The organism is Orrella dioscoreae, from assembly GCF_900089455.2.
Lineage (GTDB): Bacteria > Pseudomonadota > Gammaproteobacteria > Burkholderiales > Burkholderiaceae_B > Orrella > Orrella dioscoreae.
The window spans coordinates 2,876,099-2,901,821 of sequence record NZ_LT907988.1; the positions used below are offsets into that span (position 1 = coordinate 2,876,099).

General features: G+C 68.0%; 24 protein-coding genes. 14 read left to right on the plus strand and 10 right to left on the minus strand.

The genetic code is table 11. The features are described 5' to 3' along the window. Window positions 1-4: 4 nt before the first annotated feature. Window positions 5-472, plus strand: coding sequence for a CopD family protein (locus ODI_RS13405; protein WP_067751185.1), 468 nt, complete (start codon window positions 5-7; stop codon window positions 470-472). A gap of 16 nt (window positions 473-488) precedes the next feature. On the opposite strand, the gene ODI_RS13410 is transcribed toward ODI_RS13405, so the two are convergent. Together ODI_RS13410 and ODI_RS22540 are read right to left on the minus strand one after the other, a co-directional pair. Continuing rightward, a complete protein-coding gene (locus tag ODI_RS13410) occupies window positions 489-986 on the minus strand; it encodes a YbaK/EbsC family protein (protein ID WP_067751188.1) in 498 nt (165 codons plus the stop codon). A gap of 97 nt (window positions 987-1,083) precedes the next feature. Then, window positions 1,084-2,082 (minus strand): ABC transporter substrate-binding protein, encoded by a 999-nt coding sequence (locus tag ODI_RS22540; RefSeq protein ID WP_067751900.1) that lies wholly within the window; start codon window positions 2,080-2,082, stop codon window positions 1,084-1,086. 480 nt (window positions 2,083-2,562) lie between these two features. Between ODI_RS22540 and ODI_RS13420 the strand changes: the two genes are divergently transcribed. The 4 genes from ODI_RS13420 to ODI_RS13435 all read left to right on the plus strand — a co-directional run bounded on the left by ODI_RS13420 (window position 2,563) and on the right by ODI_RS13435 (window position 6,868). Beyond that, entirely contained in the window at window positions 2,563-3,477 is a 915-nt protein-coding gene (locus ODI_RS13420) for a polymer-forming cytoskeletal protein (RefSeq protein WP_067751190.1), read from the plus strand. Then, window positions 3,467-4,030: an N-acetyltransferase gene (locus tag ODI_RS13425; RefSeq protein WP_197707099.1), complete on the plus strand. Its 564-nt coding sequence runs from the start codon at window positions 3,467-3,469 to the stop codon at window positions 4,028-4,030. The genes ODI_RS13420 and ODI_RS13425 overlap by 11 nt, the downstream gene beginning before the upstream one ends. A gap of 440 nt (window positions 4,031-4,470) precedes the next feature. Then, window positions 4,471-5,568, plus strand: coding sequence for a carboxynorspermidine decarboxylase (locus ODI_RS13430; RefSeq protein WP_067751195.1), 1,098 nt, complete (start codon window positions 4,471-4,473; stop codon window positions 5,566-5,568). A gap of 40 nt (window positions 5,569-5,608) precedes the next feature. Further along, complete coding sequence (locus tag ODI_RS13435) at window positions 5,609-6,868, plus strand: saccharopine dehydrogenase family protein (RefSeq protein WP_067751197.1); 1,260 nt, start codon at window positions 5,609-5,611, stop codon at window positions 6,866-6,868. A 55-nt stretch (window positions 6,869-6,923) separates the two neighbouring features. On the opposite strand, the gene ODI_RS13440 is transcribed toward ODI_RS13435, so the two are convergent. Together ODI_RS13440 and ODI_RS13445 are read right to left on the minus strand one after the other, a co-directional pair. After that, complete coding sequence (locus ODI_RS13440; RefSeq protein ID WP_067751199.1) at window positions 6,924-7,502, minus strand: flavin reductase family protein; 579 nt, start codon at window positions 7,500-7,502, stop codon at window positions 6,924-6,926. Window positions 7,503-7,554: 52 nt separating this feature from the next. Then, on the minus strand, window positions 7,555-8,505 hold the full coding sequence (locus ODI_RS13445) for a LysR family transcriptional regulator (protein WP_067751201.1): 951 nt from the start codon (window positions 8,503-8,505) through the stop codon (window positions 7,555-7,557). A 128-nt stretch (window positions 8,506-8,633) separates the two neighbouring features. Here ODI_RS13445 and ODI_RS13450 point away from each other — a divergent pair, with 128 nt between their 5' ends. Further along, window positions 8,634-9,650, plus strand: a complete 1,017-nt coding sequence (locus ODI_RS13450; RefSeq protein WP_067751204.1) for a zinc-binding alcohol dehydrogenase family protein — start codon at window positions 8,634-8,636, stop codon at window positions 9,648-9,650. Window positions 9,651-9,711: 61 nt separating this feature from the next. Here ODI_RS13450 and ODI_RS13455 read toward each other — a convergent pair whose 3' ends face one another. Together ODI_RS13455 and ODI_RS13460 are read right to left on the minus strand one after the other, a co-directional pair. Next, entirely contained in the window at window positions 9,712-10,605 is an 894-nt protein-coding gene (locus tag ODI_RS13455; RefSeq protein WP_067751903.1) for an NAD(P)/FAD-dependent oxidoreductase, read from the minus strand. Window positions 10,606-10,742: 137 nt separating this feature from the next. Beyond that, the gene (locus tag ODI_RS13460) at window positions 10,743-11,201 is read right to left on the minus strand and encodes an Rrf2 family transcriptional regulator (protein ID WP_067751208.1); all 459 of its coding nucleotides are present in this window, start codon (window positions 11,199-11,201) and stop codon (window positions 10,743-10,745) included. Window positions 11,202-11,384: 183 nt separating this feature from the next. On the opposite strand from ODI_RS13460, the gene ODI_RS13465 reads away from it, so the two are divergent. The 3 genes from ODI_RS13465 (at window position 11,385) to ODI_RS13475 (ending at window position 16,514) form a co-directional block, all read left to right on the plus strand. Further along, entirely contained in the window at window positions 11,385-13,736 is a 2,352-nt protein-coding gene (locus ODI_RS13465; RefSeq protein ID WP_157929760.1) for a glycerophosphodiester phosphodiesterase family protein, read from the plus strand. A 103-nt stretch (window positions 13,737-13,839) separates the two neighbouring features. Continuing rightward, window positions 13,840-15,045, plus strand: a complete 1,206-nt coding sequence (locus tag ODI_RS13470) for a putative DNA modification/repair radical SAM protein (protein ID WP_067751213.1) — start codon at window positions 13,840-13,842, stop codon at window positions 15,043-15,045. Further along, complete coding sequence (locus ODI_RS13475; RefSeq protein WP_067751215.1) at window positions 15,045-16,514, plus strand: UdgX family uracil-DNA binding protein; 1,470 nt, start codon at window positions 15,045-15,047, stop codon at window positions 16,512-16,514. Before ODI_RS13470 ends, ODI_RS13475 begins: the two co-directional genes overlap by 1 nt. Before the next feature lie 2 nt (window positions 16,515-16,516). Here ODI_RS13475 and ODI_RS13480 read toward each other — a convergent pair whose 3' ends face one another. Further along, window positions 16,517-17,272, minus strand: a complete 756-nt coding sequence (locus tag ODI_RS13480; RefSeq protein WP_067751218.1) for an SDR family NAD(P)-dependent oxidoreductase — start codon at window positions 17,270-17,272, stop codon at window positions 16,517-16,519. Between the two features lie 166 nt (window positions 17,273-17,438). Here ODI_RS13480 and ODI_RS13485 point away from each other — a divergent pair, with 166 nt between their 5' ends. From ODI_RS13485 to ODI_RS13505, 5 genes are all read left to right on the plus strand, one after another. Further along, entirely contained in the window at window positions 17,439-18,341 is a 903-nt protein-coding gene (locus tag ODI_RS13485) for an AraC family transcriptional regulator (RefSeq protein ID WP_067751220.1), read from the plus strand. Window positions 18,342-18,533: 192 nt separating this feature from the next. Beyond that, window positions 18,534-19,007, plus strand: coding sequence for a rhodanese-like domain-containing protein (locus tag ODI_RS13490; RefSeq protein ID WP_067751223.1), 474 nt, complete (start codon window positions 18,534-18,536; stop codon window positions 19,005-19,007). Window positions 19,008-19,106: 99 nt separating this feature from the next. Beyond that, a complete protein-coding gene (gene epsC / locus ODI_RS13495) occupies window positions 19,107-20,051 on the plus strand; it encodes a serine O-acetyltransferase EpsC (protein WP_067751906.1) in 945 nt (314 codons plus the stop codon). A gap of 56 nt (window positions 20,052-20,107) precedes the next feature. Continuing rightward, window positions 20,108-21,040 carry a family 2A encapsulin nanocompartment shell protein gene (locus ODI_RS13500; protein WP_067751225.1) on the plus strand — a complete coding sequence of 311 codons (933 nt, stop codon included), beginning with the start codon at window positions 20,108-20,110 and terminating at the stop codon, window positions 21,038-21,040. A gap of 9 nt (window positions 21,041-21,049) precedes the next feature. Beyond that, entirely contained in the window at window positions 21,050-23,005 is a 1,956-nt protein-coding gene (locus ODI_RS13505; RefSeq protein WP_067751228.1) for a family 2A encapsulin nanocompartment cargo protein cysteine desulfurase, read from the plus strand. Window positions 23,006-23,177: 172 nt separating this feature from the next. On the opposite strand, the gene ODI_RS13510 is transcribed toward ODI_RS13505, so the two are convergent. From ODI_RS13510 to ODI_RS13520, 3 genes are all read right to left on the minus strand, one after another. Next, a complete protein-coding gene (locus ODI_RS13510) occupies window positions 23,178-24,239 on the minus strand; it encodes a zinc-binding metallopeptidase family protein (RefSeq protein ID WP_067751230.1) in 1,062 nt (353 codons plus the stop codon). Between the two features lie 118 nt (window positions 24,240-24,357). Beyond that, on the minus strand, window positions 24,358-24,687 hold the full coding sequence (locus ODI_RS13515) for a DHCW motif cupin fold protein (protein WP_067751233.1): 330 nt from the start codon (window positions 24,685-24,687) through the stop codon (window positions 24,358-24,360). Window positions 24,688-24,704: 17 nt separating this feature from the next. Then, window positions 24,705-25,616 (minus strand): DMT family transporter, encoded by a 912-nt coding sequence (locus ODI_RS13520; RefSeq protein ID WP_067751236.1) that lies wholly within the window; start codon window positions 25,614-25,616, stop codon window positions 24,705-24,707. Between the last annotated feature and the right edge of the window lie 107 nt (window positions 25,617-25,723).

Genomic DNA, 25,723 nt, shown 5'->3' on the forward strand with positions numbered 1-25,723 from the left:
CCCGATGCTCTACGCCCTGCTCAAGCTCGTCCATCTGCTGTCCGTCATCATCTGGATCGGCGGCATGGTCTTCGCCCACTTCGCCTTGCGCCCCGCCGTGGCGTCGCTGGCGCCGCCCACGCGCCTGCCGCTCATGCACGACGTGCTGGGCCGCTTCTTCTCGGTCGTGCTGTGGGCGTCCTGTCTGAGCGTGGTGACGGGCGTGGTCATGATGGGCCAGGCCGCGCGCCAGATCGTGCAGGCCGGCGGACAGTTCCAGATGCCGCTGGGCTGGACCGTGATGGCCACGCTGGGCATCGTCATGCTGCTCATCTTCGGCCACATCCGCTTTGCGCTGTATCGCCGCCTGTCGCGCGCCGTGGCCGCGCAGGACTGGCCGGCAGGCGCGGCCGCCCTGGGTGGCATCCGCAAGCTGGTGCTGCTGAATCTCTGCCTGGGCGTGCTGGCGGTGGCGGCCGTCGTGCTGCTCTGACGCCGCAGGCCAGGCATCAGGCGCCGGGCTGCGCCACCGCTGCTTCCGGTTCCGGCAGCTTCGCCACGTCCACCCAGCGCGCGGACACCAGGTCCGCCATGCGCTGGGGCGTGATGCGCACGGCGGTGTGGATGTCGCCTGCCGCGGGCCAGACTTCCTCGTACGCCTTCAGCGACTCGTCGCAATAGACGGGCAATGCCGTCGCCAGCCCGAAGGGGCAGACGCCGCCCACGGGGTGGCCCGTCAACGCCATCACGCGCTCGGCATCCAGCATCCGCACCTTGGCGCCGAACGCGCGCTTGAGCTTGCCGTTGTCCAGCCTGGCGTCGCCACGCACCACGACCAGCACCACCTCCTCACCCACGCGCAGCGACAGGGTCTTGGCGATCTGTCCGGGCGCCACGCCATGCGCGCGCGCGGCCAGTTCCACCGTGGCGGTGCTGGTCTCGGCTTCCAGGATGACGATGTCGGGCGCCTTGTCGGCGAAGAACTGGCGGACGCTCTGCAGGCTCATGGAATCCTTCAGGGGTGGAGGACGGCGCGTAGCCGCCACAATGAGACACGCGCCCCGGAGGGCGCGTGGGCAACGATACCGCAAAGCCGCGCGGAAACTACAGGGCGGCTTCGACGCGGCTCGCCACGTCCTCGGGCACCCAGGCCTTCCAGATGGCTGCGTGGCGCTTCAGGAAATACTGTGCCGCCGCCTCGGGCTCGGCCTCTTCGCGCTCCATCCAGCCCAGCGCATCGTCGATGACGGGACCGGGCATGTGCAGCTTGGTGAAGAATGCCGTCAGCATCGGCGCGCGCTTGGAAAAGCCGGCATTCAGCCCCGTCACCGCCTTGTTGCCCTTGAACTCGGTAGGCACCGGGTTCTCGCACTTCGGATCGGTCATGCAGGCATAGGCCTTCTCGTCGAACGGCGGCAGCGACAGCTTCACCAGGTCGAGCGCGCCGACCAGCGCGGTCGGCGTCCAGTAATAGAACACGATGTCGCGCTTGCGCTGGTAGGCGGACACGATGGCCGCCTTCTGCGCGGCGCCCGCGCCCGGTGCGAACAGGGTGTAGTCGTCCTCCAGCTTCAAGGCCTTCAGCAGGTTCACGTTCAGCGTGTCGCAGGCCCAGCCTGCCGGACAGCCATAGATGCGGCCCTTGCCCGGCTCTTCGGGATCGGCGAAGACCTTCTTGTAGCGCGCGAGATCCGCGGCGCTTTTCAGGTCGGGATGCCGCTCGGCGGTATAGCGCGGGATATACCAGCCTTCGCCCGCGTCGAAGACGTGCCCCACCCCGATGACCTTGCCGGAGTCCAGCGCCTTGCGCCACGCGCTTTCGATCTGGCCGGGCCAGATCTCGGACGTCACCTCGACATCGCCGCGCTGCAAGGCGGCCAGCATGGCCAGCGTCTCGCCCGACTCGGTGGAGGTCTTGCAACCGTAGCCCTTCTCCAGGATGAACTGCTCGATGCTGACCAGCAGCAGGTTCGACTCCCAGTTCAGGCCGCTGAAGCGCACGGGCGTATCGATCTCGCATTTGGGCGCGGCGGCAAGCGCGGCTGCAGGCGCGACTGCGGGCGCCGAGGGGCCGGCGGCGAAGGCGGCGGGGCCGGCGGCGATGGCCGCGGCGCCCAGCGCGGCCAGCGCGAGCCGGCGGGGGTGGAATCGTGAAAGCTTGCGCACTGTGTTCTCCCGCCGCTGCCTGCCCCGCGACACGCGGGCGCTCAAGCGCGACTCCGGAACGATCTTAGCCGCCAGCGTGGCGCGGCGATGTAAGCGCGCATGACAAAGCTGGCCGAGGTGTACGGGCGGCACAGCTGTACAGCGCCTGCGCCAATCAGTAGAATCCCGCCTCGATGACCACCCCTCTCTCCCGCCTCTTCGCGCAAGCCCGCTGCGCCGCTGCACTGCCGCAGCGCGGTTGCTCGCGTGCCGCCGCGGCGCACCTCGCCGCAGACACCTAAGCCCGGCGACCACACTCCCCTCCAGCGCAATCCACAGGTCACCGGGCACATCTCCCGCGCGACGTGTGGCGGTTCCACCGGTTCCGCCCTTCTCTCCCAGCCACGGTGCTTCCGTGCCTGGGCAGCATGGATACGCATGGACATCACAAAGGCCTTCATCAAGGCCAAGCAACCTTGCGCGGACGGCTTTCGCTGGTACGTGCGCAACGCTCATGAAGACAGTAGCTACCAGGAACTCCTGGATGCGCTCGTGGCCGCCGGCCGCGTGCAGGACGCGTGCTGGCTGCTGACCCAGTTCGGTCCCACCGACGCCACCCTCGACCTCGACGAGCTGGGCGCCGACGATCTCGTCTTCGCGGGCACCGTCCGCGTGCGTCGCGGCGTCGATATCACGGGCACCCTGCGCACGGGCCGGGGTCTGCACGCGGAAGGCGGTATCCGCGTGGGCGGCAGCCTGCACGCCGGCGCGGACGTGCACAGCGGCGGCGCCGTGACGATAGGCGAAGACCTCATGACGGCGGGCGCGCTCCAGGCCGCCTGGAGCGTGAGCGTGCAAGGCAGCCTGCACTGCGAGACCCTGCGTGCGGGCTGGGAAGTGCACTGCGAGGGCGACGCGCGGATGGACGGACACGCGCGTATCGGCGGCGAGCTTCGCACGGGCGGCGCGCTGCGCTGCAGCAAGCAATTGCAGGTCGGCGCCGGCCTCGATTGCGGCGCGACGCTGCAGGCCGGCCAGGGCGTGGAAGCGGAGGGCGACGTGCGCGCAGCCATGCACCTGCTGGCGGGCTGGGGCATCCGCGCACGCGGCGACATCGCGGCGGGCGGAGCGATACGGGTCGGTGAGAGCCTGTGGGCGGACGGGTACATCCTCGCGGGCGACGGGTACGGCGTCTATGCAGGCATGGATGTGCGCGTGGACGCGTGGGAGTCCAGTGCCAGCGTGCGGGCGCGACGGCGCCCCGAAGGCTTGCGCAGCGGCTGGTGGGCCGGTGCGCCGCCAGGCTGCCAGGAAGAGGAGGATGCCTGCGCGGGCGACAGCCATGCGGCTTGACGTCAGCCCGACGCCGGATCGCCTGGACGCCGAGCTGGACGCATTACAGGTCCGGCTGCCCGACTACCTGCGGCACGCCCGCCGCCTGCCGGATGCCCCCGGCCTGCCGCATTACCGCCTGCACGTTCGCACGGCGGACGGCGAGCACTACGTCTATGTCCACGACCCGGTAACGGGCAGGCTTGCCGGCTGCACGGTCTTCAATCGCCTGGTGGAAATAGACAAGCGCCTGGACCCGTACGTCCGATCCCCGCATTCACGCTATCGACCGCGCGATCAGCGGCGGGGCCTGGCCTCGTGGATCTATGGGCACATGCTGGCATCGGGCGTGTGCCTGCTCAGCGGCGCGCGTCAGTCCCCGGCAGCGCACGCGTTGTGGCGGGCCCTGGGCGCACGCTTTCCGTTGACGCACGCACAGCTACGGCGGCGCCAGCTGCACGACCTGGGTACGAGCGTATCGCCCGCCCAGCTGGATGCGCTGGAAACCCGGCTGCTGCTGTGCGGCGCCGGTTGGAATGCCACTCGCCTGGCCGGCTTGTGCGCGCTGCCTTGAGCCATGACGCCGTACGAGCGAAGACAATGGCAGCGCGCCTGGCAGCCCAAAAACGGCCCGCCAGGCGCGCAAGCCTTGAGTCAAATCGTCCGCTGTCCTAGAATGCAGGGTCGCCCGGCCCCTGAAGCCGGACCACCATCTGCTGGTTGGAGAGGTCGCCATGTCTACAGACGTCCTGTTCCAATTGGGGATCGCGTCAGTCCGTCTGAACATCTCCCTAACGGAAACCCCTCAGGAAACCCCTCAGGAAGCCCCGCCGCGCTGCGGCAAGCCAGGCTTCGGACTGATGGCCCGTGGCGTTCGCCACGGCCGAACACCCCCCGAACACTAAGGGCTTTCGTCCAGCCCTGCCCTGACGCCTGCGCCATGCGGCGCAGGCCGCCATTGCGCGCGCGCCCATCCGGCCCGCGCGGCTTCGTTACCGTGGTACAGACCGATAGATGATTCAAACCCCCTACTACCTGATCGACGCCGCCCGCCTCATGGAAAACATGCGGCGCATCGACCATGTGCGCCAGCATTCCGGCGCCAAGGTCCTGCTTGCGCTGAAGTGCTTCGCCACCTGGTCCGTCTTCGACCTCATGCGCGAACACATGGACGGCACCACGTCGTCCTCGCTCTACGAGGTGCGGCTGGGCCGCGAGAAATTCGGCGGCGAGACCCATGCCTACAGCGTGGCCTATGCCGACCATGAGATCGACGAAGTCGTGTCCTGCGCCGACAAGATCATCTTCAACAGCCTCGGCCAACTGGCTCGCCATGCGCCGCGTGCCCAGGGCCTGCCCGTGGGCCTGCGCCTGAATCCCGGCATCAGCAGCTCCAGCTTCGACCTGGCCGACCCGGCGCGCCCCTTCAGCCGCCTCGGAGAGAGCGACCCGGCGCGCATTGCGCAGGTGCTGGACCGGATCAGCGGCTTCATGATCCACAACAACTGCGAGAACCGCGATTTCGCGCGCTTCGACGCCATGCTGGGCGAGATCGAATCGCGCTTTGGCGCCCTGCTGTCGCGCGTGCGGTGGGTGAGCCTGGGCGGCGGCATCCACTTCACCGGCGAGGGTTATCCGCTGGATGATTTCTGCGCGCGCCTGCGCGCGTTCTCGGACAAATACGGCGTGCAGGTCTACCTGGAACCCGGCGAGGCCGCGATCACCGACAGCGCGAGCCTGGAGGTGAGCGTGCTGGACACGGCCTACAACGGCAAGCACGTCGCGGTGGTGGATGCCTCCATCGAGGCGCACATGCTGGACCTGCTCATCTATCGCCTGGAGGCACGCGTGGCGCCCAATGCCGGCCCCCATCGCTGCCTGGTCTACGGCAAATCGTGCCTGGCTGGCGACGTCTTCGGCGAATTCGATTTTCCCCAGCCGCTGGCCGTGGGGCAACGGCTGTCGATCCGCGACGCCGCCGGCTACACCATGGTCAAGAAGAACTGGTTCAATGGCTTGACCATGCCCGCCATCGTCGTGCGCGACCCCGATGGCACCGAGCGCGTGGTGCGCCAGTTCGGCTACCACGATTACGTAGACAGCCTGTCCTGAGCGCGTAGCCAGGTCCCCCCTTTTTCAAGGAGCAGCCCGGATGACTCCCAATCTCCTCATCATCGGCGCCGGCGGCGTGGCGCACGTGGTCGCCCACAAATGCGCGCAACACAATGACCGGCTGGGCGAGATCCACATCGCCTCGCGCACGCTGGAGAAGTGCCAGGCCATCGTGGCGTCCGTGCACACCAAGGGCAGCCTGCGCCAGCCCGGCGTGCTGCACGCCCACGCCCTGGACGCGATGGATATCGACGCCACCGAAGCGCTCATCCGCGAGACCGCCGCGCGCATCGTCATCAATGTCGGCTCGGCGTTCCTGAACATGTCGGTGCTGGAAGCCTGCCTGCGCACGGGCGCGGCCTATCTCGACACGGCCATCCACGAAGAGCCCGACCGCGTCTGTGAAGCGCCGCCCTGGTATGCGAACCACGAGTGGAAGCGGCGCGAGGCCTGCGCGGCCGCGGGCGTCACGGCCATCCTGGGCGCGGGCTTCGACCCCGGTGTCGTGAATGCCTATGCCAGGCTCGCCTGCGACGATTATTTCGACCGCGTCGACTCCATCGACATCGTCGACATCAACGCGGGCAAGCATGGCCGCTACTTCGCCACCAACTTCGACCCCGAGGTGAATTTCCGCGAGTTCACCGGCACGGTCTGGTCCTGGCAAGGCGGCCAGTGGACCGCCGCGCAGATGTTCGAATACCGCAAGGAATGGGACCTGCCGGTGGTGGGACGCCAGAGCGCCTACCTGACGGGCCATGACGAGCTGCATTCGCTGTCCCAGCACCTGGACGTGCCGGACATCCGCTTCTGGATGGGCTTCGGCGAGCACTACATCAACGTGTTCACCGTGCTGAAGAACCTGGGCATGCTGTCCGAGCAGCCCGTGCGCACGGCCGAGGGCCAGGAAGTGGTGCCGCTGAAGGTGCTGAAAGCCGTGCTGCCCGACCCGGCGTCGCTGGCGCCCACCTATGCGGGCAAGACCTGCATCGGCAACCTGGTGCGCGGAGAGAAGGACGGCCGGGCGCGCGAGATCTTCGTCTACAACGTCTGCGACCATGCCGACAGCTATCGCGAGATCGGCAGCCAGGCGATTTCCTACACGGCAGGCGTGCCCGCGGCAGCCGCCGCGCTGCTCATCGCCGATGGCACCTGGCGCGTGGGCCGCATGGCCAACATCGAGCAACTGCCGCCCCGGCCGTTCCTGTCGCTGCTGGCCAGCATGGGCCTGGAGACCTGGGTACGCGAGGACGGCCGCGATATGCCGCTGGCCGCGCTGGCCGATTCGGTGGACGCGTAAGGCACGGGGCGCCGGCGGGTTGGCACGCGCCCCCCGCCGGCGTGTCATCGCGGCATCAAGCCGGCGCGTGCGCCTGCCGCATGCTGCCCGCCACCACGAAATTGCCCGCGCCCAGGTGGTGCAAGGTGTGCAGCGTGGCGTTGTCCTCGCGTACCGACCAATGCCCGTTGGCGAAGATCCGCGTGTCGGCCGCGGCCGACACGACCTCGGCGAAGCAGGTGTCATAGGCGTCTTCGGCGTGGCGCTCCGGGATCAGCCGGCACTCCAGCCAGGCCGCGCAGCCCGCCTCCAGCACCGGCACGCCCAGCACCGGGCCGCGCGCGGCCTCGATGCCGAAACGCGCGAACTTGTCGCCGTCGCGGCCGCTGACGCTGCCCACGGCGTAGGTCAGGTCCATCAGCGCAGCGCCCGGCACGCACAGTCCGAAGACGCCGCTGGCGCTCGCCAGCTCGCGCGTGAACGTCTGCTTGTCGATCACCACCGCCACGCGCGGCGGCGTGAACTCCACCGGCATGGACCAGGCAGCCGCCATGATGTTGCGGCGCTCACCGTGCGCGCTGGTGACCAGCACGGTGGGACCGTGGTTGATGAGACGGCTGGCATGGGCGAGATCGACGGGCAGGAAGTGAGACATGGTGGACGCCGGCAAGGCGCGCTACACGCGCGGAGTGGATGACGCAGCCACTTTACCGGAAGCCGTGGCGCGCAAGGACAGCCTCGGACGCGACGGCCTGGCCCTCCCCCACCAGTGTCGCGCAGCAGCGCGCCAGCCAGGCATGCAGGCCCTGCACCACGGGCGTCAGCAATGTGCGATGCGCGCACACCAGCTGCAGCGGCGCGGGCTGGCCATGCGCCGGCGGAAACAACTCCACCAGTCGGCCGGAGGCCAGATCATCGAACACATCCAGCCGCGACTTGTAGGTGATGCCCAGCCCCGCCACCGCCCAACGGTGCACGACCTCGGCGTCGTCGCAGACGCGGTCGCCGCGCACGGCGACCGTCTTGACACCATCGGGCAGGTGGAAGCTCCAACGCTCGAAGGTCTGGTCGCCCATCACGAAACGCAGGCAGTTGTGCCGCGACAGCTCGTCCGGATCGCGCGGCGCACCGTGACGTGCCAGGTAGGACGGCGCCGCGCACAGCGTGCGCCGGTTGCCCGGCGCAAGCGGCAGCGACACCAGCGAGGAATCGGCCAGCATGCCATAGCGGATGCCGGCATCCAGCGACTCGCGAAAGAAATCCGCCATCTGGTCGCTGACGCGCAAGTGCAGCGACACCTTGGGGTGGGCGGCCTGGAAGGCCTCCAGCCAGGGCAGCAGCACATTGCGCCCGATGTCCGATGGCACCGACAGGCGCAGCGGACCGGCGATCTCGGGGCTGCCCTGCGCCAGGGCCTCGCGCCCGCCGGCCAGAGCGCCCAGCGCGGCGCGCGCGTGCGGCAGATAACGCTCGCCGTCGTCCGACAGGCGCAGGCGGCGCGTGGAGCGCACGAACAGCCGCGTGCCCAGCGCGCGCTCGAGCCGCAACACGGCGCTGCTGGCCAGGGCAGGCGCCATGTCCAGCAAGCGTGCCGCTGCCGAGAAGCTGCCGGACTCGGCTGTCTGGACGAATACCTGGAGATCATCCAGCCGGATCATTTTCGTCATTCCACGGAAAGTATTTCTTGATTATCCCTATTTTTCGCCGAATAAAGATAAATCAAGATACCGGACATCCGCACGCTTTTTCCCCTTTCCACGCCTTCCCTCTTTGCCCGGAGCCCCGCATGAAAGCCATCGGTTATCACCAATCCGCCCTGCCCATCGACGACCCGCAGGCGCTGGTCGACCTGACGCTGCCCGAACCCGTCGCGCAAGGCCACGACATCCTGGTGGAGGTGCATGCCGTGTCGGTGAACCCCGTGGACACCAAGATACGCCACCGCCAGCAGCCCGAGGACGGCCAGGCGCGCGTACTGGGCTGGGACGCAAGCGGCGTGGTGCGTGCGGTGGGAGAAAGGGTCACGCGCTTCAAGGCGGGTGACCGCGTCTGGTACGCCGGCGCCATCAACCGCCCCGGCAGCAATGCCGAGCTGCATCTGGTGGACGAGCGCATCGCAGGCCCCATGCCCGCCAGCCTGGACTTCGCCAGCGCGGCCGCCCTGCCGCTGACCAGCCTGACCGCCTGGGAACTGCTGTTCGATCGCCTGAAGGTGCAGCACGCGGATCCGGCACAGGAAAACCGCCTGCTGGTGATCGGCGCCGCCGGCGGCGTGGGCTCGATCCTGCTGCAGCTGGCGCGCCACCTGACGGGGCTGACCCTCATCGCCACGGCCTCGCGCCCCGAGACGCGTGACTGGGCCCTGGCCCAGGGCGCCCATCACGTGATCGACCATCATCAACCCTGGCGCGCGCAACTGGCGGCCCAGGGCATTTCCGACGTGACGCACGTCATCGGCCTGAACCACACCGACAGCTACATCACGCAGATCGTCGACGTGCTGCGCGCCGAGGGCCAGCTGGCGCTGATCGACGACCCCGAGCACTTCGACATCCGTCCCTTCAAGAGCAAGTCGCTGTCCATCCACTGGGAACTGATGTTCACCCGCTCGCTGTACGACACCTCCACCCTTGCGCGCCAGCACGACATCCTGCGCCGCATGGCCGCGCTGGTGGACCAGGGCGTGGTGCGCAGCACGGTCACGCGCAGCATCCGGGGCATCAACGCCGCGAACCTGCGCGACGCGCATGCGCGGATCGAGGCCGGCACGACCCGCGGCAAGATCGTGCTGGAAGGGTTCTGAGCAGGCAGGCCTGCCGCAACGCCGCAGTCTTCAAGCAACGCCCGGCAGGCCTTTGCGGCCCTTACAGCCCGAACATCAGCGAGCGGTGCGTGGCCATGCCGGCCATCGCGCCATCGCCCACGGCGAAGGCCACCGAACCCGCCGCCCGCGCCACGTCGCCGCAAGCGAAGATGCCGGGGGTGGACGTGGCCTTCATCGCATCCGTGCGCAGCGTGACGCCCATCGGGCTCTCTTCGGTTGCCAGGCCCATGCGCAACACCAGCGGCGCGGGCCGCAGCGACGTCGCCACGAAAAGGCCCGACAGCGCGAACACGCGGCCGTTGTCCATCACGATGTCCACGCCGGGCCCCTCGCCTTCCAGCCGCGCCACCGCACCGCCCACGACCCGCGCGCCCCGGGCGCGCAGCTGGTCGTGCTGCGCGGCATCCGGCACGAAGGCGTCGTTCAGGAACAGCGTGGTCTCGCCCCAGTCCGGCAGCATCAGCGCCTGGTGCATGGCCAGGTCGCTGGAAGCCAGCACCCCGATGCCTGTGCCGCCCAATTCATAGCCGTGGCAATACGGGCAGTGGAACACCTGGCGGCCCCAACGCTCGGCCAGCCCCGGCAACACAGGCAGCACGTCCTCGACGCCCGCCGCCACGATGAGCCGCCGCGCCTCGCGCGTCGTGCCGTCGCTCAGCGTCACGGTGAAGGCATCCGCCTGGCCCGCCACGTCTTCCACCGCGCCCTGCACCCAGTCCACCGTGGGATAGGCCAGCACCTGCATGCGCGCCGTTTCGGCGATCTCGGCGGGCGGCATGCCGTCCTGCGCCAGGAACCCGTGCGAATGGCTGACCGCGCGATTGCGCCGCCGGCCCGCGTCCACCACCAGGATGCGCCGGCGCGCCCGCGCCAGTTGCAGCGCCGCGGACAGGCCGGCGTAGCTGCCGCCGATCAGGATGACGTCGTAACGCATGAAAAGCTCCTTGCCGGGCACTCAGCCCATTTCATGAATCATTTAATGATACATGAAATGCCGGCATGTCCCGATGACGGCTTGCGCCGCCGGCGCGATGCGTCAGGGAAAGAAGCGGGGCATCACGCGCACCGGCCTCAGCCGTGCGCATGCCCCGGTCCGGCATCGCCGCGCGCGACGCACAGCCTGTCGAAATCGGCGGCAAGATCCGCCAGCGACACGGCACCCAGCCGCGTGATCAGCAAGGTTTCGGCTTCGCGCATCGCATCGGCCAGCGCGGCATTGACCACCTGCTCCACCGCGCAATCCGGATTGTGGTTGTCCGCCCCGATGGCGAAGATGCGCGGTCCGCCGACCGCGTGATACACGTCCAGCAAGGTCACCTGCATCAGGTCGCAGGCCAGTTGCCAGCCGCCGTGGTGCCCTTTCTCGGACCGCACATAACCTGCCTCGCGCAGGCCGGCCATCGTGCGCCGCACGACAGCCGCATTGGTGCCCAGCATCAGGCCGATCTGCGCCGAGGTCATGGGCGCCTCGTCGCGGGCCATGTGCAGGATCACATGCAACATGCGGGAAAGCCGGCTGTCTGTTCTCACGGTAAAGGGGTATCGGCGCGAGCCGTCAAGAAGGGGTGGCCGCACACGATACCGTAAGCGCGCGCCCAGGCAACGCAATCTTTCGCTATGAAATGAAATGTATTTTGCAATAGTCGCAACACCTTGCCTGCCTAGAGTGGCCGTTTTCCTCGCTTCTTCACCCACTCACCCAGGCTCTCACCCGTGACACCCCGACTCCTTGCCCTTGCCCTCGCCCTGTCCACCCCGCTCGTGCTGGGCGCCTGCTCATCGTCCGACGATGATGCGCCCACCTCGCCGCCCGTCGAAGAACCCGGCGGCGCCCCCCCCCCCGCCGAACCCGCGACCCTACTGGACGAAGGCTTCGACGATGCCACCGGCGCCGCGCTGCCCGAAGGCTGGCGGCAGGTGACGGGACTGGTCAACGCCGCCTCGCAACAGGCAGGCAGCCTGGTCATCGATGGCCTGGCCAACGAATCGGTGGGCACCGCTGTCGCCCTGCCCGCCTCGCTGGCCACGCAGGGCAACTACCGCATCGACGTACGTTTCACGATCGACTCGGCCAAGAACACCAGCCGCTGGGTCGGCTTCCTGTACCGCACGTCGGACACGCCCAATCTCGAGCCCTACACGCAAATGGCGGTGCGCCAGAACGCCACGGCCGACAACGGCACCGAGCTTGCCCATCGCGCCGACGGCCAATGGAACGTGACGGACAAGGCGCCCTTCTCCGAGAACATCGATCCGGCCAAGACTTACACGGCGACCGTCGTCGTGCACGGCAACCGCGTGCGGCAGTACCTGGACGGCACGCTGCTGCATGACGGCGAACTCGATGACACGCGCCCCGTGGGCGGCCTGGCCCTGCAGGCCACCGGCGCCGTGCTGCGCGTGGACCACGTCACCGTGAAGGCGCAGGAAGAGGCGCTGCCGCCGCTGGGCCAGATCTTCGCCGTGACCGAGCCCGAGACCGGCGCGTCGCTGGCCCCCACGCTGGTGGGCAGCGACCCCGCGCAGGCCGGCATCGCCAGCAACCAGATCATGACGCTGGATGCGAGCCTGAACCTGCATGCCGAAAATGGCGAGAGCCTGGGCACGCTGGCCGCCTTCCTCGACAAGCCTGGCCACGCCATCCCGGTGCTGCGCCTGGGCGACGCCGCCACCGCGAAAGCGCTCGTGCCTTTCGCCGACGCGCGCGGGCTCATCGACGCGACGCTGGTATCGACGGACCCCGCGTTGCTGACCGAGGCGCGCGCGCTGCTGCCGCGCCTGCGCACCGCGCTGGACTTCACCCAAGCCGGCCTGGGCAACACCCGCAACGAACTGCTGTCCATCGTGCACGCGACCAACCGTTCGGGCAGCAAGATCGCGCTGGTGCCGCCCGCGCTGCTGGACCGTGATGCCGTCGCCTACCTGCAGGACATGCTGATCACCGTGTGGGCCGCTGCCGTGGATGACGGCACGGCCGCGCGCGCGGCAACGGTGCTGGCCAGCGGCGTGAACGGCATCGTCACCGGCGAGGCGCAGACCTATGCCGACCTGCTGGGCAAGCTGCCCGACGGCACCCTGCTGCGCAAGCCGCGCATCGTCGGTCACCGCGGCATTCCCGGCCTGGAAGACGAGAACACCCTCGAAGGCGCCATCCGCGCCTATGACGAAGGCGCAGACACCATCGAGTCCGACATCCAGCTCAGCACCGATGGCACGCTGTACATCATGCATGACGGCACGGTCGACCGCACCACCACCAGCACCGGCGAGTTCGAGGCCATGAGCGACGCGCAGATCCAGGCGCTGGTCACCAAGCCCAACGGCCGCGCCGTGCCTACGCTGGAAGCCTTCTTCAACGAGTTCAAGGGCAAGCCGGTCACGCATTTCGTCGAGATCAAGACCAACAAGCCCGAGGCCGTGGATGCGCTGCATGCCCTGGTGGATGCACATGGCGTGCGCGACCAGCTGGTGGTCATCTCGTTCTCGCAATCGCAATTGAAGCGCCTGCGCGAACGGATGCCCGAAGTCTCGGCCGGCTTCCTGACCGGTGTCCCCACCGGCACGGACACCCAGCGCATCGTGCGCCAGATCCTGGCCAACACGCAGGCGCTGTCGTCCACCTTCAACCCCAGCTACAACAACCTCACGCCCGCCATCCTGGAAGCGGCCAAGCACCGCGGCACGACGTTCTGGCCGTGGACCTACCGCGACGAAGCCATTGCGCGCGCGCACTATCGCGCCGGCACCTATGGCCTGACGACGGACGACGCGCAATGGTTCGGCGGCTATGCCGCCCGCGTGGACCTGCCCGCGCAGGCGACCGTGCCAGTGGGACAGCTGGCGCTGGCCGGCACGCTGCTGCGCCAGGACCGCAAGACCGAGCCGCTGAAGGCCACGCGCTATGTGGTGGTGGAAAGCACCGCCCCCTATGCCCAGGACGGCGATGGCAGCCTGACCTTCACGGGAACGGGCACGGCGACGGTGCTGGCCCTGCATACGCATGACCAGGGCGATGGACAGGGCTATACCCTGCTGTCCACGCCGGTGATGCTGACCGTGCAGTAAGGCGGCACAGGACGGGCTGGCCCCGCCAGCCCATCTTCAGGGCGCGTCCCACCGCTGCCCCCAGGCCACATCATACTGTGTATTTATACAGTATGATGTGGCCATGGAATTGCAGACCAAGCTCGAGATCCTGGCTGACGCAGCCAAGTACGACGCCTCCTGCGCCAGCAGCGCGGCGCCCAAGCGCAGCTCGCGCGGCCGCGACGGCCTGGGCGCCAGCACGGGCGCCGGCATCTGCCACAGCTTCACGCCCGACGGGCGCTGCGTGTCGCTGCTGAAGATCCTGCTCACCAATTTCTGCCTCTACGACTGCCAATACTGCGTCAACCGCCGCTCCAGCAACGTGCCGCGCGCGCGCTTCGCCCCCACGGAAGTGGTGGACCTGACGCTGGACTTCTACCGCCGCAACTACATCGACGGCCTGTTCCTCAGTTCCGGCATCATCCGCAGCGCCGACTACACCATGGAGCAGCTGGTCGAAGTGGCGCGCGCCTTGCGCGAAGACCATCTGTTCCGCGGCTACATCCACCTGAAGACCATCCCTGACGCCGACCCGCGGCTCGTCACGCTGGCCGGCCAGTATGCGGACCGCCTCAGCGTGAACATCGAGCTGCCCACCGACGGCGGCCTGCAACGGCTGGCGCCCGAGAAAAGCGTCCACACCATCCGCCGCGCCATGGGGTCCATCCGACTGGCGCAGGAAGACGCGCGCGAGAATCGCAAGCCCAGCGCGCCCGCGGGCCAGAGCACGCAGATGATCGTGGGCGCCGACGACGCGGACGACCGCACCGTGCTGCAGACCGCCCAATCGCTGTATGGCGCCTATCACCTGAAGCGCGTCTATTACTCCGCCTTCAGCCCCATTCCCGACAGCCCGTCCGCCCTGCCCGCGAAGGCGCCCCCGCTGCTGCGCGAGCACAGGCTGTACCAGGCCGATTTCCTGTTGCGCGGTTACGGTTTTCGCGCCGAGGAACTGTTCCAGGACAGCGGCGCCCTGCCGCTGGACATCGACCCCAAGCACGCGTGGGCGCTGGCGCACCGCGACCAGTTCCCCGTCGACCTGAATCGGGCCCCGCAGCACCTGATCTCGCGCGTGCCCGGCATCGGCATGCGCAACGCCACGCGCCTCGCCGAATTGCGCCGGCTGCGCGCCATCCGGTATCAGGACCTCATCCGCCTGCGCTGCGCCATGGACAAGGTGAAGCCGTTCATCGTGGTGCAGGACTATCGGCCAGGGCTGGGCGAGGCATCCTCCGAGGCGCTGCGGCTGGCGCACACGCCCGCGCCACGGCAACTGTCGCTGCTGTGATGCCAACCGTCACGCCCGAGCTGGTGGTGGACGGCGGCTACCCACAGTGGCGGCGCCTGGCGCTGCAGGCACTGTCCCACCACTGGCCACCAGAAAGCCTGAACTGGGTCTCGCGCCTGCCCTCGGCGCCCGCCGCGCTGCAGCTTCCCCTGGACACGCCCGCCGAAACCGCCGAAACCGCCGGCAGCGCCGCCATGCCCGCTTCCGTTCGCCCGCGCATCTCCAGGGATCTCGCCGCGCTGCTGCAGGACGCCGCCCTGTTCCGCTCGGCCGACCGCTGGGCGTTTCTCTACAAGGTGCTGTGGCGCTGGCAGCAAGGCGACCGCAGCGTGGCCTCGCCCGCCGACCAGGACGGCGCCCGCCTGGCCACCATGGCCAAGGCGGTGCGGCGGGCCAAGCACGACATGATCGCCTATGTGCGCTTCCGCAGCCGGGGCGCGGCCAGCCCGCCCGAATACCTGGCGTGGTACGAACCCGAGCACGATGTCCTGCCCTATGCCGCCGGGCATTTCGCCGACCGCATGGGGAAATCCACGTGGTGCATCGGCACGCCGCAAGGCGCGGCGCTGTGGGATGGCCAGGCATTGCGGCTGACGGACACGCCAGCGGACGCGGCCGCGTGGCAGGCCGACACACGCGACGACGCCATCGAACCGCTCTGGCTCACGTACTACCAAAGCATCTTCAATCCCGCGCGCCTGAACACCACGGCGCTCGAACAGCGCATGCCCGTGCGCTTCTGGAAGGGCCTGCCCGAAGGCGAGCTGATTCCCCAAATGATCGCCGATGCCCGCAACGGCGCGCAGCGCACGGGCCAGGCCAGCGGCGTGGGCATCATGGCCGGCAAACCCATTGCCGTGGAGGCCCACATCGCCCAACCGCAACGGCCGGTCCCCACGTCGCTGGACCAATGCCGGCGCTGCGAACTCTGGCGCGACACCACGCAGGCGGTGCCCGGCAGCGGCCCGGCATCCGCGCGCATCGTCGTCATCGGCGAACAGCCCGGCGACCACGAAGACCTGGCGGGCCTGCCTTTCATCGGTCCTGCCGGACAGGTGCTGGACGAGGCCTTGCGCCGGGCGGGCGTTGCGCGCGACAGCCTCTATCTGACCAACGCCGTGAAGCACTTCAAGTGGGAACCGCGCGGCAAGCGGCGCCTGCACAAGACGCCCGCGCAACGCGAGGTCGAGGCCTGTGCGCACTGGCTGGATGCGGAACTGGCGCGTCTGCGGCCCGCTGTCGTCGTGACGCTGGGGGCAACCGCGCTGCGGGCGGTGCTGGGCAGGGATGCCGCCTTGAAAGACCACCTGGGCCAGGCCATCCCGCTCGAACAAGGCTGGCTGGTGGCCACCTGGCATCCGTCCTATGCGCTGCGCAGCGGCGACGCCTCCGCGCACGAGGCTTGCGTGCGCGACATCGCGCATGCCCTGGGCCGGGCAGCCAGCCTGGCCCGGGACGGCGGCGCATGAACTCAGATGTTCTGCCCGCCCGACACCTCGATGCGCTGCGCATTCACCCAACGATTGTCCTCTGACAACAGCCGCGCGATCATCGGCCCGATGTCATCCGGCAGGCCCACCCGGCCCAAGGCGGTCAGGGCCGCGAACTGGCGGTTCAGGTCCGCGTTGTCGCGCACCGCGCCGCCACCGAAATCGGTCTCGATGGCGCCCGGCGCCACCGTATTCACGGCAATGCCGCGTGCGCCCAGCTCCTTGGCCAGGTACACCGTCAGCATTTCCACCGCCGCCTTCACCGCCGCATAGGCGCCATAGCCCGGATACGACATGCGCGTCAGGCCCGAGGACAGGTTCACGATGCGTCCGCCATCGGCCAGCAGCGGCAGCAGCGTCTGGGTCAGGAAGAACACGCCCTTGAAGTGCACGTTCACCAGCGCGTCGAACTGCGCCTCGGTCGTATCCGCGATCAGGGCATAGTCGCCGTGGCCAGCGTTGTTGACCAGGTGATCGAAGGTCTCGCGCCCCCAGGTCTGGCGCAGCGCCTCGCGCAGGCGTCCGGCGAAGGCGCCGAAGCTGGCGGCGTCGCCCGCATCCAGCTGGAAGGCCAGCGCCTGGCGGCCCGACTCCTGGATCTCGGCCACGACGGCATCGGCCTCGTCGCGGCGGCGCTGATAGGTGACGATCACGTCGCCGCCCTGGCGGGCGATGGCGAGGGCGGTATTGCGGCCCAGGCCGCGGCTGGCGCCGGTCACGATGGCGATCTTGCTCATGGGGGAACTCCTTTGCGTGTCGGGGGAGGGTCGGATTCAAGGACTGAATCGATGACAGGCATTCTGCGCACGCAGGCCGCTTGCGTCGCTGCCCGAAGCTCGGCGATCCTTGCCTATTCCTCCAAACCCGGCGCACACTGGCTGTCCTCGCCCTAGGATGGCGGACATGAACACGACACGCTCGACCGACACCCTGCTGGCTACCGTGCAGCGTCACGCGGACATGCACGCCAACGACGAGGGACTGGCCCGCACGCCCATTCCTGGGCTGACCACCATCCGCGCCCATGCCCCATCCGAGCTGGCCCACGCCATTTCGCAGCCATTGCTTTGCCTGGTCCTGCAGGGCCGCAAGCAGGTCAGCATGGGCGCGCACACCGTCAGCTTCGGCGCCGGCGACTCATTGCTCATCACGGCCGACGTGCCGACCGTCAGCCAGATCACGCAGGCCCCCTATTGCTCCGTGGTGCTGGAACTGGACCCGTCCGTGATCGCCGAACTGGCCCCGCAGATGCAGGATGCCGTCGACGACGACGCCCCGCCGGTGCGCAGCGCCCCCACCGACGCGGAAGTGGCCGATGCCGCCCTGCGGCTGATGCGCCTGCTGGACCACCCCGCCTCGATCCCGGTGCTGCACACCCAGCGCGTGCGCGAACTGCACTACTGGCTGCTGGCCGGCCGCCACGGCGCCGCCATCCGCCGCCTGGGCTGGCCCGCAGGCCACACGCGGCGCGTGGCGCGCGCGGTCGCCGTGCTGCGAACGGACTTCGCCCGCGCAATCACGGTGGAGGAACTGGCGGCGGCGGCCGACATGAGCCCCTCTTCCTTCCACCAGCATTTCCGCCGGATCACCTCGCTGTCGCCGCTGCAATTCCAGAAACAGCTGCGCCTGATCGAGGCGCGCCGCTTGATGCAGGCCGAGGGCGTGGCAGCCAGCAGCGCGGCCTTCGCGGTGGGATATGAAAGCGCCTCGCAGTTCTCGCGGGAATTCAGGCGGATGTTCGGCGCCCCGCCCGCGCAGGACCGGGATGCGGCAAAACGACGGGGCCAGGCGCCCGTCAATGCATGACTCGCGGCGTCAGGCAGATCGCGGCTTGCGGCAAGCCTTGCCCGCCTCTCGCCCTTATGCCTCTCGCTCTTATGTGACAAACACATATGCCCGTGGGTTCTTTCCTATCGACTACTTATTTGTTCACCATCCCGGCCTGCCGCCCTAGATTGACGAGTATCCAGAACAGGGTGTCGCCGCCCGGAGTCGTCCATGAGCTATACAGTGCCCGAAGTCAGTCTGCCTGCCCTTCTCGAACAGGTCCGCAGCGATCACGCGCATCTGCCCTACTCGGGCAGCGTCGAGCCGATACTCGCCTGGCAACTCGCGAAGGAAGGCCATGCCGTGCTGGTGGACGTGCGCACCGCCGAGGAACGCAAGTTCGTCGGGCATGTGCCGGACAGCCTGCACGTGCCCTGGGCGACCGGCACCAGCCTGACCCGCAACCCAAGATTCGTCCGTGAACTGGAAGCCAAGGTGGCCAAGGCAGGCGGCAAGGAAGCCGTGATCCTGCTGCTGTGCCGCAGCGGCAAACGCTCCCACCTGGCTGCCGAAGCCGCCGCAAAGGCGGGTTTTACCCACGTCTTCAACGTGCAGGAAGGCTTCGAGGGAGAACTCGACGCCAACCAGCAACGCGGCCGCCAGGATGGCTGGCGCCTGCACGGCCTGCCCTGGGTGCAGGACTGACATCCGGGACGTCGTCCCGCCCTTTTCCCTACCGGTAGCCGGCCACGGAAACATCCCTCCGTGACCGCGCTCGTCCAGGTTTTCCGCATCCCGCTTGCCATGGCCAACTTCGACATTGCCCCCATCGTCCACGCCCTGAATGACATCCGCAGCAATTGGCGTGATGCGCAGCATCGGGCTCGCCATCCAGACGCCCGGGAATTTCCCTCTCGCGACGCCCTGGCGCGAATCGCCGGCCAGCTCAAGGGAGCGCTGTTCCCCATGCGCCTGGGGCCGCAGGACATGCGCCACGAGAGCGAGAATTTCTATGTCGGCTACACCCTGAGCACCGCGCTGCAGGCCCTGCAGGAACAGGCGGCCCTGGAGCTGCGTTACGTGGCCCGGCGGGATGACCCCGATATCGCCCAGGTGGAACGCCAGGCACATGCCAGCGTGGCCGCGTTCGCAGCCGCGCTCCCGCGCCTGCGCGAGCTACTGGACAGCGACGTGCTGGCTGCCTACCAGGGCGATCCGGCGGCGCGCAGCGTGGACGAAGTCCTGCTGTGCTATCCCGGCGTCCTGGCGCTCATCCATCATCGCATCGCGCATCAGCTGTACCAGGAAGGCCTGCCGCTACTGGCACGCATCGTGGCAGAACTCGCGCACAGCGAAACCGGTATCGACATCCACCCCGGTGCGACCATCGGCCCCGGCCTTTTCATCGACCACGGCACCGGCGTCGTCATCGGGGAAACCGCCCGCATCGGCCAGCGCGTGCGCATCTACCAAGCGGTGACGCTGGGTGCGAAGCGCTTTCCCGTGGGTGCGGATGGCGCCCTGGAGAAAGGATTGGCGCGCCATCCGACGGTCGAGGACGAGGTGGTCATCTACGCAGGCGCCACGATCCTTGGCCACATCACGCTGGGACGAGGCGCCATCATCGGCGGCAACGTCTGGATCACCGAAGACGTGGCGCCCGGCACCACCATCACGCAAGCCTCCCTGCGCAGTACCCCGAAATCGACTGCCGAGCACGCCGCGCCAGCCACGCTGGCCTCGGCCTGACCTCCTTCCGGCCCGCCGCCTGACCTTCAACACAGTTCGTTCATTCGGAGAGAAACATGAGTGCAACAGTGGGCGGAACCGTCGCCCTGGGCGACAACGCGGCACGCCAGCTAGCCAACGCCACCAAGACCGTCCCGCAGCTCGAGACAATCAGCCCGCGCTGGCTGACGCACCTGCTGCAATGGGTCCCGGTCGAGGCTGGCATCTATCGGCTGAACAAGGTCAAGAACCCCGAAAGCATCAAGGTCACCTGCACCGCGCGCGAAGAGGAAAACCAGCTGCCGCGCACCTACGTCGACTACGAAGAGGCCCCTCGCGAATACTTCCTGAATTCGGTCAGTACGGTGCTGGACGTGCATACCCGCATCTCTGATCTCTACAGCAGCCCGCACGACCAGATCAAGGAGCAATTGCGCCTGACGATCGAAACGATCAAGGAGAACCAGGAGAGCGAGCTCATCAACAACCCGGATTATGGTTTGCTGGCACAAGTCACTGACGAGCAACGCATCTTCCCGCTGACCGGCGCCCCCACGCCCGACGATCTCGACGAATTGCTGACCAAGGTCTGGAAAGAGCCGGCGTTCTTCCTGACCCACCCCCAGGCGATCGCGGCGTTTGGCCGCGAAGCCACCCGACGCGGCACGCCCCCGCCCACCGTCAGCCTCTTCGGTTCGCAATTCATCACATGGCGGGGTATCCCGCTCATTCCTTCCGACAAGGTGCCGGTGGCGGACGGCAAAAGCAAGATCCTGCTGCTGCGTGTCGGTGACAAGCGGCAGGGCGTGGTGGGCCTGTACCAGCCAGGCCTCTCGGGAGAACAAAGCCCCGGCCTGTCGGTGCGCTTCATGGGCATCAACAACCATGCCATCGCGTCCTACCTGATCTCGCTCTACTGCTCGCTGGCCGTGCTCACGACCGATGCGCTCGCGGTCCTGGACGACGTGGAGATCGGCAAGTACCACGACTATCCCGATACCTACAAGTAAGGCCGAGCGATGAGTCTCGACGTCTACTCCCGCGACGCGGCACTGCCGGCGGGGCTTCCCGCCGCGCCGGACGCCCCCATCGACCCGCGTGCCCTGGCCCGCCTGGCCACGGCGTTCTTCTCCGCGCCGCCCGGCGCACCCGTGGCCGACATCCCACGGGAATCCGGCACCTCGGCCGCGGACCAACGCCAGGCCCGGCCCGAGATCGCGGCGCACGCCGCCGTGCCGCCCGGCGTGCAGGCACCGGTCAATGTGGCGCCGCCCGGTTCGCCGCTGGTCAGTCCCGCCGGGCTGGGCCCGGGCGTGCCCGGCACGCCCATTCCCCAAGGGCTGGCGCCAGGTGCCAACCTGCTGCCGGCCTCGCCCAGCCCCTTGCCTTCATTGGCCAACCGGGCACCTGCCCTGCTGCCTCACGCGCAAGCCGGCAACGGCGTACCGGACACGGTGTTCAGCGTGCTGCCCGCCTATGAACCCCGGTACGGCAGCGCCGTCACCGGCATCCCGCCGGTGACGGCGCCCACGCACGACGATCCGCAAGACACGGCCCCCTACTACTTCCTGGACCCGCGGCACGGCCACCCCGCAGCGCCAACCTCTCCACCCGCGGCAGCGTCCGTTCCCGACGCGCCCCCGCCATCGTTCTATTTCCTCGACCCCCTCGTCCCGCCCAGCGGCGACGTGGCGCCGCCCAAGCAGCACGCCCACGCCACGCCCTCGGTCGGACCGGCGCGGCATCCGCCGTTCGACATACATGCCATCCGCCGCGACTTCCCGATCCTGCAGGAGCGCGTCAACGGCCGGCAGCTGGTGTGGTTCGACAACGCCGCCACCACCCACAAGCCGCAATCGGTCATCGATCGCATCGCTCACTTCTACGCGCACGAAAACTCGAACATCCATCGCGCGGCGCACGCCCTGGCCGCACGCGCCACCGATGCGTATGAAGGCGCCAGGGAGCGGGTACGCCAATTCCTCAATGCGCCCGACGTGAACGAAGTCATATTCGTGCGGGGCACGACCGAAGCCATCAATCTGGTCGCGAAGAGCTGGGGGGACCGGCATGTCGGCGAAGGGGACGAGATCGTCGTCTCGCACCTGGAGCATCACGCCAACATCGTTCCCTGGCAGCAGTTGGCATCGCTCAAGGGCGCGACGCTGCGCGTGATTCCCGTCGACGATTCAGGCCAGATCCTGCTGGAGGAATACCGCAAGCTGCTCAACGACCGCACCCGGATCGTCGCGGTCACGCAGGTTTCCAATGCGCTGGGAACCGTGACGCCCGTCAAGGAAATCACCGAGCTCGCGCACCGCGCCGGCGCCAAGGTGCTCATCGACGGCGCGCAGTCGGTCTCGCACATGCGCATTGACGTGCAGGACATCGGCGCCGACTTTTTCGTGTTCTCCGGCCACAAGGTCTTCGGCCCCACCGGCATTGGCGTGGTCTGGGGCAAGCGCGCGGTACTGGAAGACATGCCGCCCTGGCAAGGCGGCGGCAACATGATCGCCGACGTCACCTTCGAGAAAACGGTCTTCCAGCCCATTCCCAACACCTTCGAGGCAGGCACGGGCAATATCGCGGACGCGGTCGGACTGGGCGCAGCCATCGATTACGTCAACCGCGTCGGCATCGAGAACATCGCGCGGTACGAGCACGACCTGCTCGTGCACGGCATGGCCGGCCTGGGCGAGATCCCCGGCGTCCGGTTGATCGGCACCGCGGCCGACAAGGCCAGCGTGATGTCCTTCGTGCTGGCGGGATACAGCACCGAGGAGGTCGGCCAGGCATTGAACGAGGAAGGCATCGCCGTGCGCACCGGCCATCATTGCGCACAACCCATCCTGAGGCGCTTCGGCGTGGAAACGACCGTCAGGCCGTCGCTCGCGTTCTACAACACCTACGACGAAATCGACCAACTGCTGCGCGTGGTCAGGCGCCTATCTGGAGAACGCCGGGCCGGAAAATGACCCGCCGGCTCTGCCCTGCGCCTTCCTTCCAGATCGGACGCAACACGCCCCGCCTCGCGCGGGGCGTGTTTTTCATCTGGCGTCCGGACAGCTGTCGTCGGTGCTGGATGATTATCTGGCCGGGCCGGTGGATCTGTTTGCCGTGTTGCCCGGCGGGTGGCGGCGCGCGCCCTTATCGCACCGTCCTGGCCCGATGCACCAGGCGGTGCACATACGCCAGCTTCTCCGCCACCGCGGGCGCGATCACGAAAGGATAGAGATCCGGCTGGCCCATCGCACGGTTCAGGCTGTTGACCGCATAGGTCAAGGGCAGCCAGGCGTCCAGCAAGGTCTGCACATTGCGCGCCCGATAGGGATCGAAGGTGACGCGTGTTTCCACACCCGCCTCGTCGCCCACTTCGGGCTGGATGGTCACGCCGAAGGACGCCGCCATTTCCAGCGTATCGACGATGTGCAGATAGTGCGCCCAGGTTTCGGCCCAGTCTTCCCAGGGATGCATCGTGGCATACGCGCTGACGTAGCGCTCGCGCCAGTCGGCGGGCGCGCCCTGCTCGTAGTGCCGCGCCAGCGCCTCGCCGTAATCCAGGCGGTCGTCGCCGAACAGCGCGCGGAAGGATTCCAGTTCGCCGCCATCACGCACCAGCCTGTCCCAGTAGTAATGGCCGACCTCATGGCGGAAATGCCCCAGCAGCGTGCGGTACAGCTCGCCCATCGAGGCGCGCGCGGCCTCGCGCGTGGCATCGTCGGCTTCCTTCAAGGCAATGGTGATGACGCCGTTATCGTGTCCGGTCATCACCTTCGGGCCGCCCGGCACGTCGGCCAGGAACTCGAACACCAGGGGCTCGGGGTCACCGCTGCCATCGCAGGGGTGCGGCAGGCCGAAGCGCATCAGTGAGTACACCAGCCGGCGCTTGGCCTCTTCGATCTTCTGCCAGTTCAGGTGGTTTTCCGGCAGGGAAATATCGGGAATGGTCCGGTTGTGCTGACAGGCCACGCAGAACACCTGACCCTGCGCGGCGTCCACCATCCAGTTGCAGCCGTGCTGCTCCCAGTTGCGGCAGAAGCGATAACGGGCATCGGGCCGGGCCAGCGCAATCCAGGCGGCCCCTTCCGGCTGCACCGCGCTCATCACCCCCACATCGGGCAGGTAGCCCAACAGGTGGCCGCAACGCTCACATTGCTCGTTCTCGAAATAGAGACGCTGGCCACAGGCCTGACACTCGAAAAGTTGCATGATTCCCGGATCCCATGCGTATCCCCATCTGGATACCACGAGGCAGTCTAGCCGCCCGGCGGCCAAAGGCAATGCTCAAGATGTTGCGAAGATTGGCCTGCGGCTACACCTGGGCGGCTCAATCCACCACGAACAAGGTCGCGCCCTTCGGCGCGCGAGAACGATGCGGCTCCGCCCCATCGGCCACCTGGTAGCTCGTGCCCGGCGTCAACGTGAAACGACGGCCGTCCTCCAGCTCCGTTTCCAGCTCCCCGGCCAGGCAGAACAGTACATGTCCCTTGGTGCACCAGTGATCCGACACATATCCCGGCGTGTACTCCACCATCCGGACGCGAATATCGCCGAAGGTCTGCGTGCGCCAGAACGCCTGGCCCGCCTCGGCGGAATGTTCCGTGCGGGGCACGACAGACCAGTCCGTCGTGTTGAAAGGGATGCCGGTCATCTTCATCGTCAGGGTTCCTCGAGTCATTTCGTGACAGGTGCCGGGCAAGCCTGCCTGGCAGCGCCCGGACGCCGTGCCGTCCAAGCCGACATCATGCCAGCAGCGGCCAGCAGAATGGCGGCCGCCCCCAGGATCTGCCCCGGCGCCAGCCGACGCCCGAAAGCCAGTGCGTCCACCCCGAACGCCACGACCGGATAGATGAACGACAGCGCGCCAGTCAGCGTGGTGGGCAGTCTCTGGATCGCGCCATACAGCAGGATGTACATGAGTCCCGTATGCACCACACCCATCGTGAGCAGCAGCGTCCAGGCTGCGGGCGCAAGGTCGACCCCACCCTGCCAGGCCGCGGGCAGGAGCAGCAAGGTGCCCACCAGGAGCTGCACCAGGGCGATCAGCTGCGGCGGCACCCCCTTCAGCGACTTGGCGACGAACGCCGCCACGGCATAGAAGAACGCCGCCCCCAGCGCCAGGAGCACGCCCACCAGATGGGCGCCGCCCGCGTCCGCCCCGGGCCTGGCCAGCACGATCATCAACACCCCTGAGAAGGACAGGCCCAGCCAGCCCAGCGTCGTCCACGTCGGCCGCTCATGCAGGAACAGCGCGCCCAGCCCCACCAGCATGAAAGGCTGCGTGTTGTAGATCGCCGTGGCAATCGAGATCGAGGCATGCGAATAGGCCGCGAACAACAGCAGCCAGTTGGCCACGATGGCCACGCCTCCCAATGCCGCCAGCCCCAGTTGCCGGCGGCTGATCACGCCCGCGCGCAGCAGCCCCAGTGCCGCGCACACCGGCAGCAGGGTCAGGGCGCCGAACAGGCAGCGCCAGAACACCACCTCCGTCACGGGCCGGCCGCTCAGCACCACCAGCCAGCCTATCGTTCCGGATATCACCATGGCCGTGGTCATTTCCACGGCGCCGCGCGTCTTGTCGTTCATTGCAGTGCCTCCACCAGGACGGCTCCCAATGTATGCCTGCCATCGCGGATTTCACCTATTATTAATTAAGTCATTTCGCCAAAATACTTTCTTTTTGAAGGCATAAA

What these genes read in the sequence shown, in the direction of transcription:
- ODI_RS13410 (WP_067751188.1), bottom strand. Translation starts at nt 986, where the DNA reads ATGAGCCTGCAGAGCGTCCGCCAGTTCTTCGCCGACAAGGCGCCCGAC.
- ODI_RS13510 (WP_067751230.1), bottom strand. Translation starts at nt 24,239, where the DNA reads ATGCAACTTTTCGAGTGTCAGGCCTGTGGCCAGCGTCTCTATTTCGAG.
- ODI_RS13405 (WP_067751185.1), top strand. Translation starts at nt 5, where the DNA reads ATGCTCTACGCCCTGCTCAAGCTCGTCCATCTGCTGTCCGTCATCATC.
- ODI_RS13425 (WP_197707099.1), top strand. Translation starts at nt 3,467, where the DNA reads ATGCGGCTTGACGTCAGCCCGACGCCGGATCGCCTGGACGCCGAGCTG.
- ODI_RS13515 (WP_067751233.1), bottom strand. Translation starts at nt 24,687, where the DNA reads ATGAAGATGACCGGCATCCCTTTCAACACGACGGACTGGTCTGTCGTG.
- epsC (WP_067751906.1), top strand. Translation starts at nt 19,107, where the DNA reads ATGGCCAACTTCGACATTGCCCCCATCGTCCACGCCCTGAATGACATC.
- ODI_RS13420 (WP_067751190.1), top strand. Translation starts at nt 2,563, where the DNA reads ATGGACATCACAAAGGCCTTCATCAAGGCCAAGCAACCTTGCGCGGAC.
- ODI_RS13490 (WP_067751223.1), top strand. Translation starts at nt 18,534, where the DNA reads ATGAGCTATACAGTGCCCGAAGTCAGTCTGCCTGCCCTTCTCGAACAG.
- ODI_RS13450 (WP_067751204.1), top strand. Translation starts at nt 8,634, where the DNA reads ATGAAAGCCATCGGTTATCACCAATCCGCCCTGCCCATCGACGACCCG.
- ODI_RS13480 (WP_067751218.1), bottom strand. Translation starts at nt 17,272, where the DNA reads ATGAGCAAGATCGCCATCGTGACCGGCGCCAGCCGCGGCCTGGGCCGC.
- ODI_RS13455 (WP_067751903.1), bottom strand. Translation starts at nt 10,605, where the DNA reads ATGCGTTACGACGTCATCCTGATCGGCGGCAGCTACGCCGGCCTGTCC.
- ODI_RS13485 (WP_067751220.1), top strand. Translation starts at nt 17,439, where the DNA reads ATGAACACGACACGCTCGACCGACACCCTGCTGGCTACCGTGCAGCGT.
- ODI_RS13500 (WP_067751225.1), top strand. Translation starts at nt 20,108, where the DNA reads ATGAGTGCAACAGTGGGCGGAACCGTCGCCCTGGGCGACAACGCGGCA.
- ODI_RS13470 (WP_067751213.1), top strand. Translation starts at nt 13,840, where the DNA reads ATGGAATTGCAGACCAAGCTCGAGATCCTGGCTGACGCAGCCAAGTAC.
- ODI_RS13445 (WP_067751201.1), bottom strand. Translation starts at nt 8,505, where the DNA reads ATGATCCGGCTGGATGATCTCCAGGTATTCGTCCAGACAGCCGAGTCC.
- ODI_RS13475 (WP_067751215.1), top strand. Translation starts at nt 15,045, where the DNA reads ATGCCAACCGTCACGCCCGAGCTGGTGGTGGACGGCGGCTACCCACAG.
- ODI_RS13435 (WP_067751197.1), top strand. Translation starts at nt 5,609, where the DNA reads ATGACTCCCAATCTCCTCATCATCGGCGCCGGCGGCGTGGCGCACGTG.
- ODI_RS13430 (WP_067751195.1), top strand. Translation starts at nt 4,471, where the DNA reads ATGATTCAAACCCCCTACTACCTGATCGACGCCGCCCGCCTCATGGAA.
- ODI_RS13520 (WP_067751236.1), bottom strand. Translation starts at nt 25,616, where the DNA reads ATGAACGACAAGACGCGCGGCGCCGTGGAAATGACCACGGCCATGGTG.
- ODI_RS13440 (WP_067751199.1), bottom strand. Translation starts at nt 7,502, where the DNA reads ATGTCTCACTTCCTGCCCGTCGATCTCGCCCATGCCAGCCGTCTCATC.
- ODI_RS13505 (WP_067751228.1), top strand. Translation starts at nt 21,050, where the DNA reads ATGAGTCTCGACGTCTACTCCCGCGACGCGGCACTGCCGGCGGGGCTT.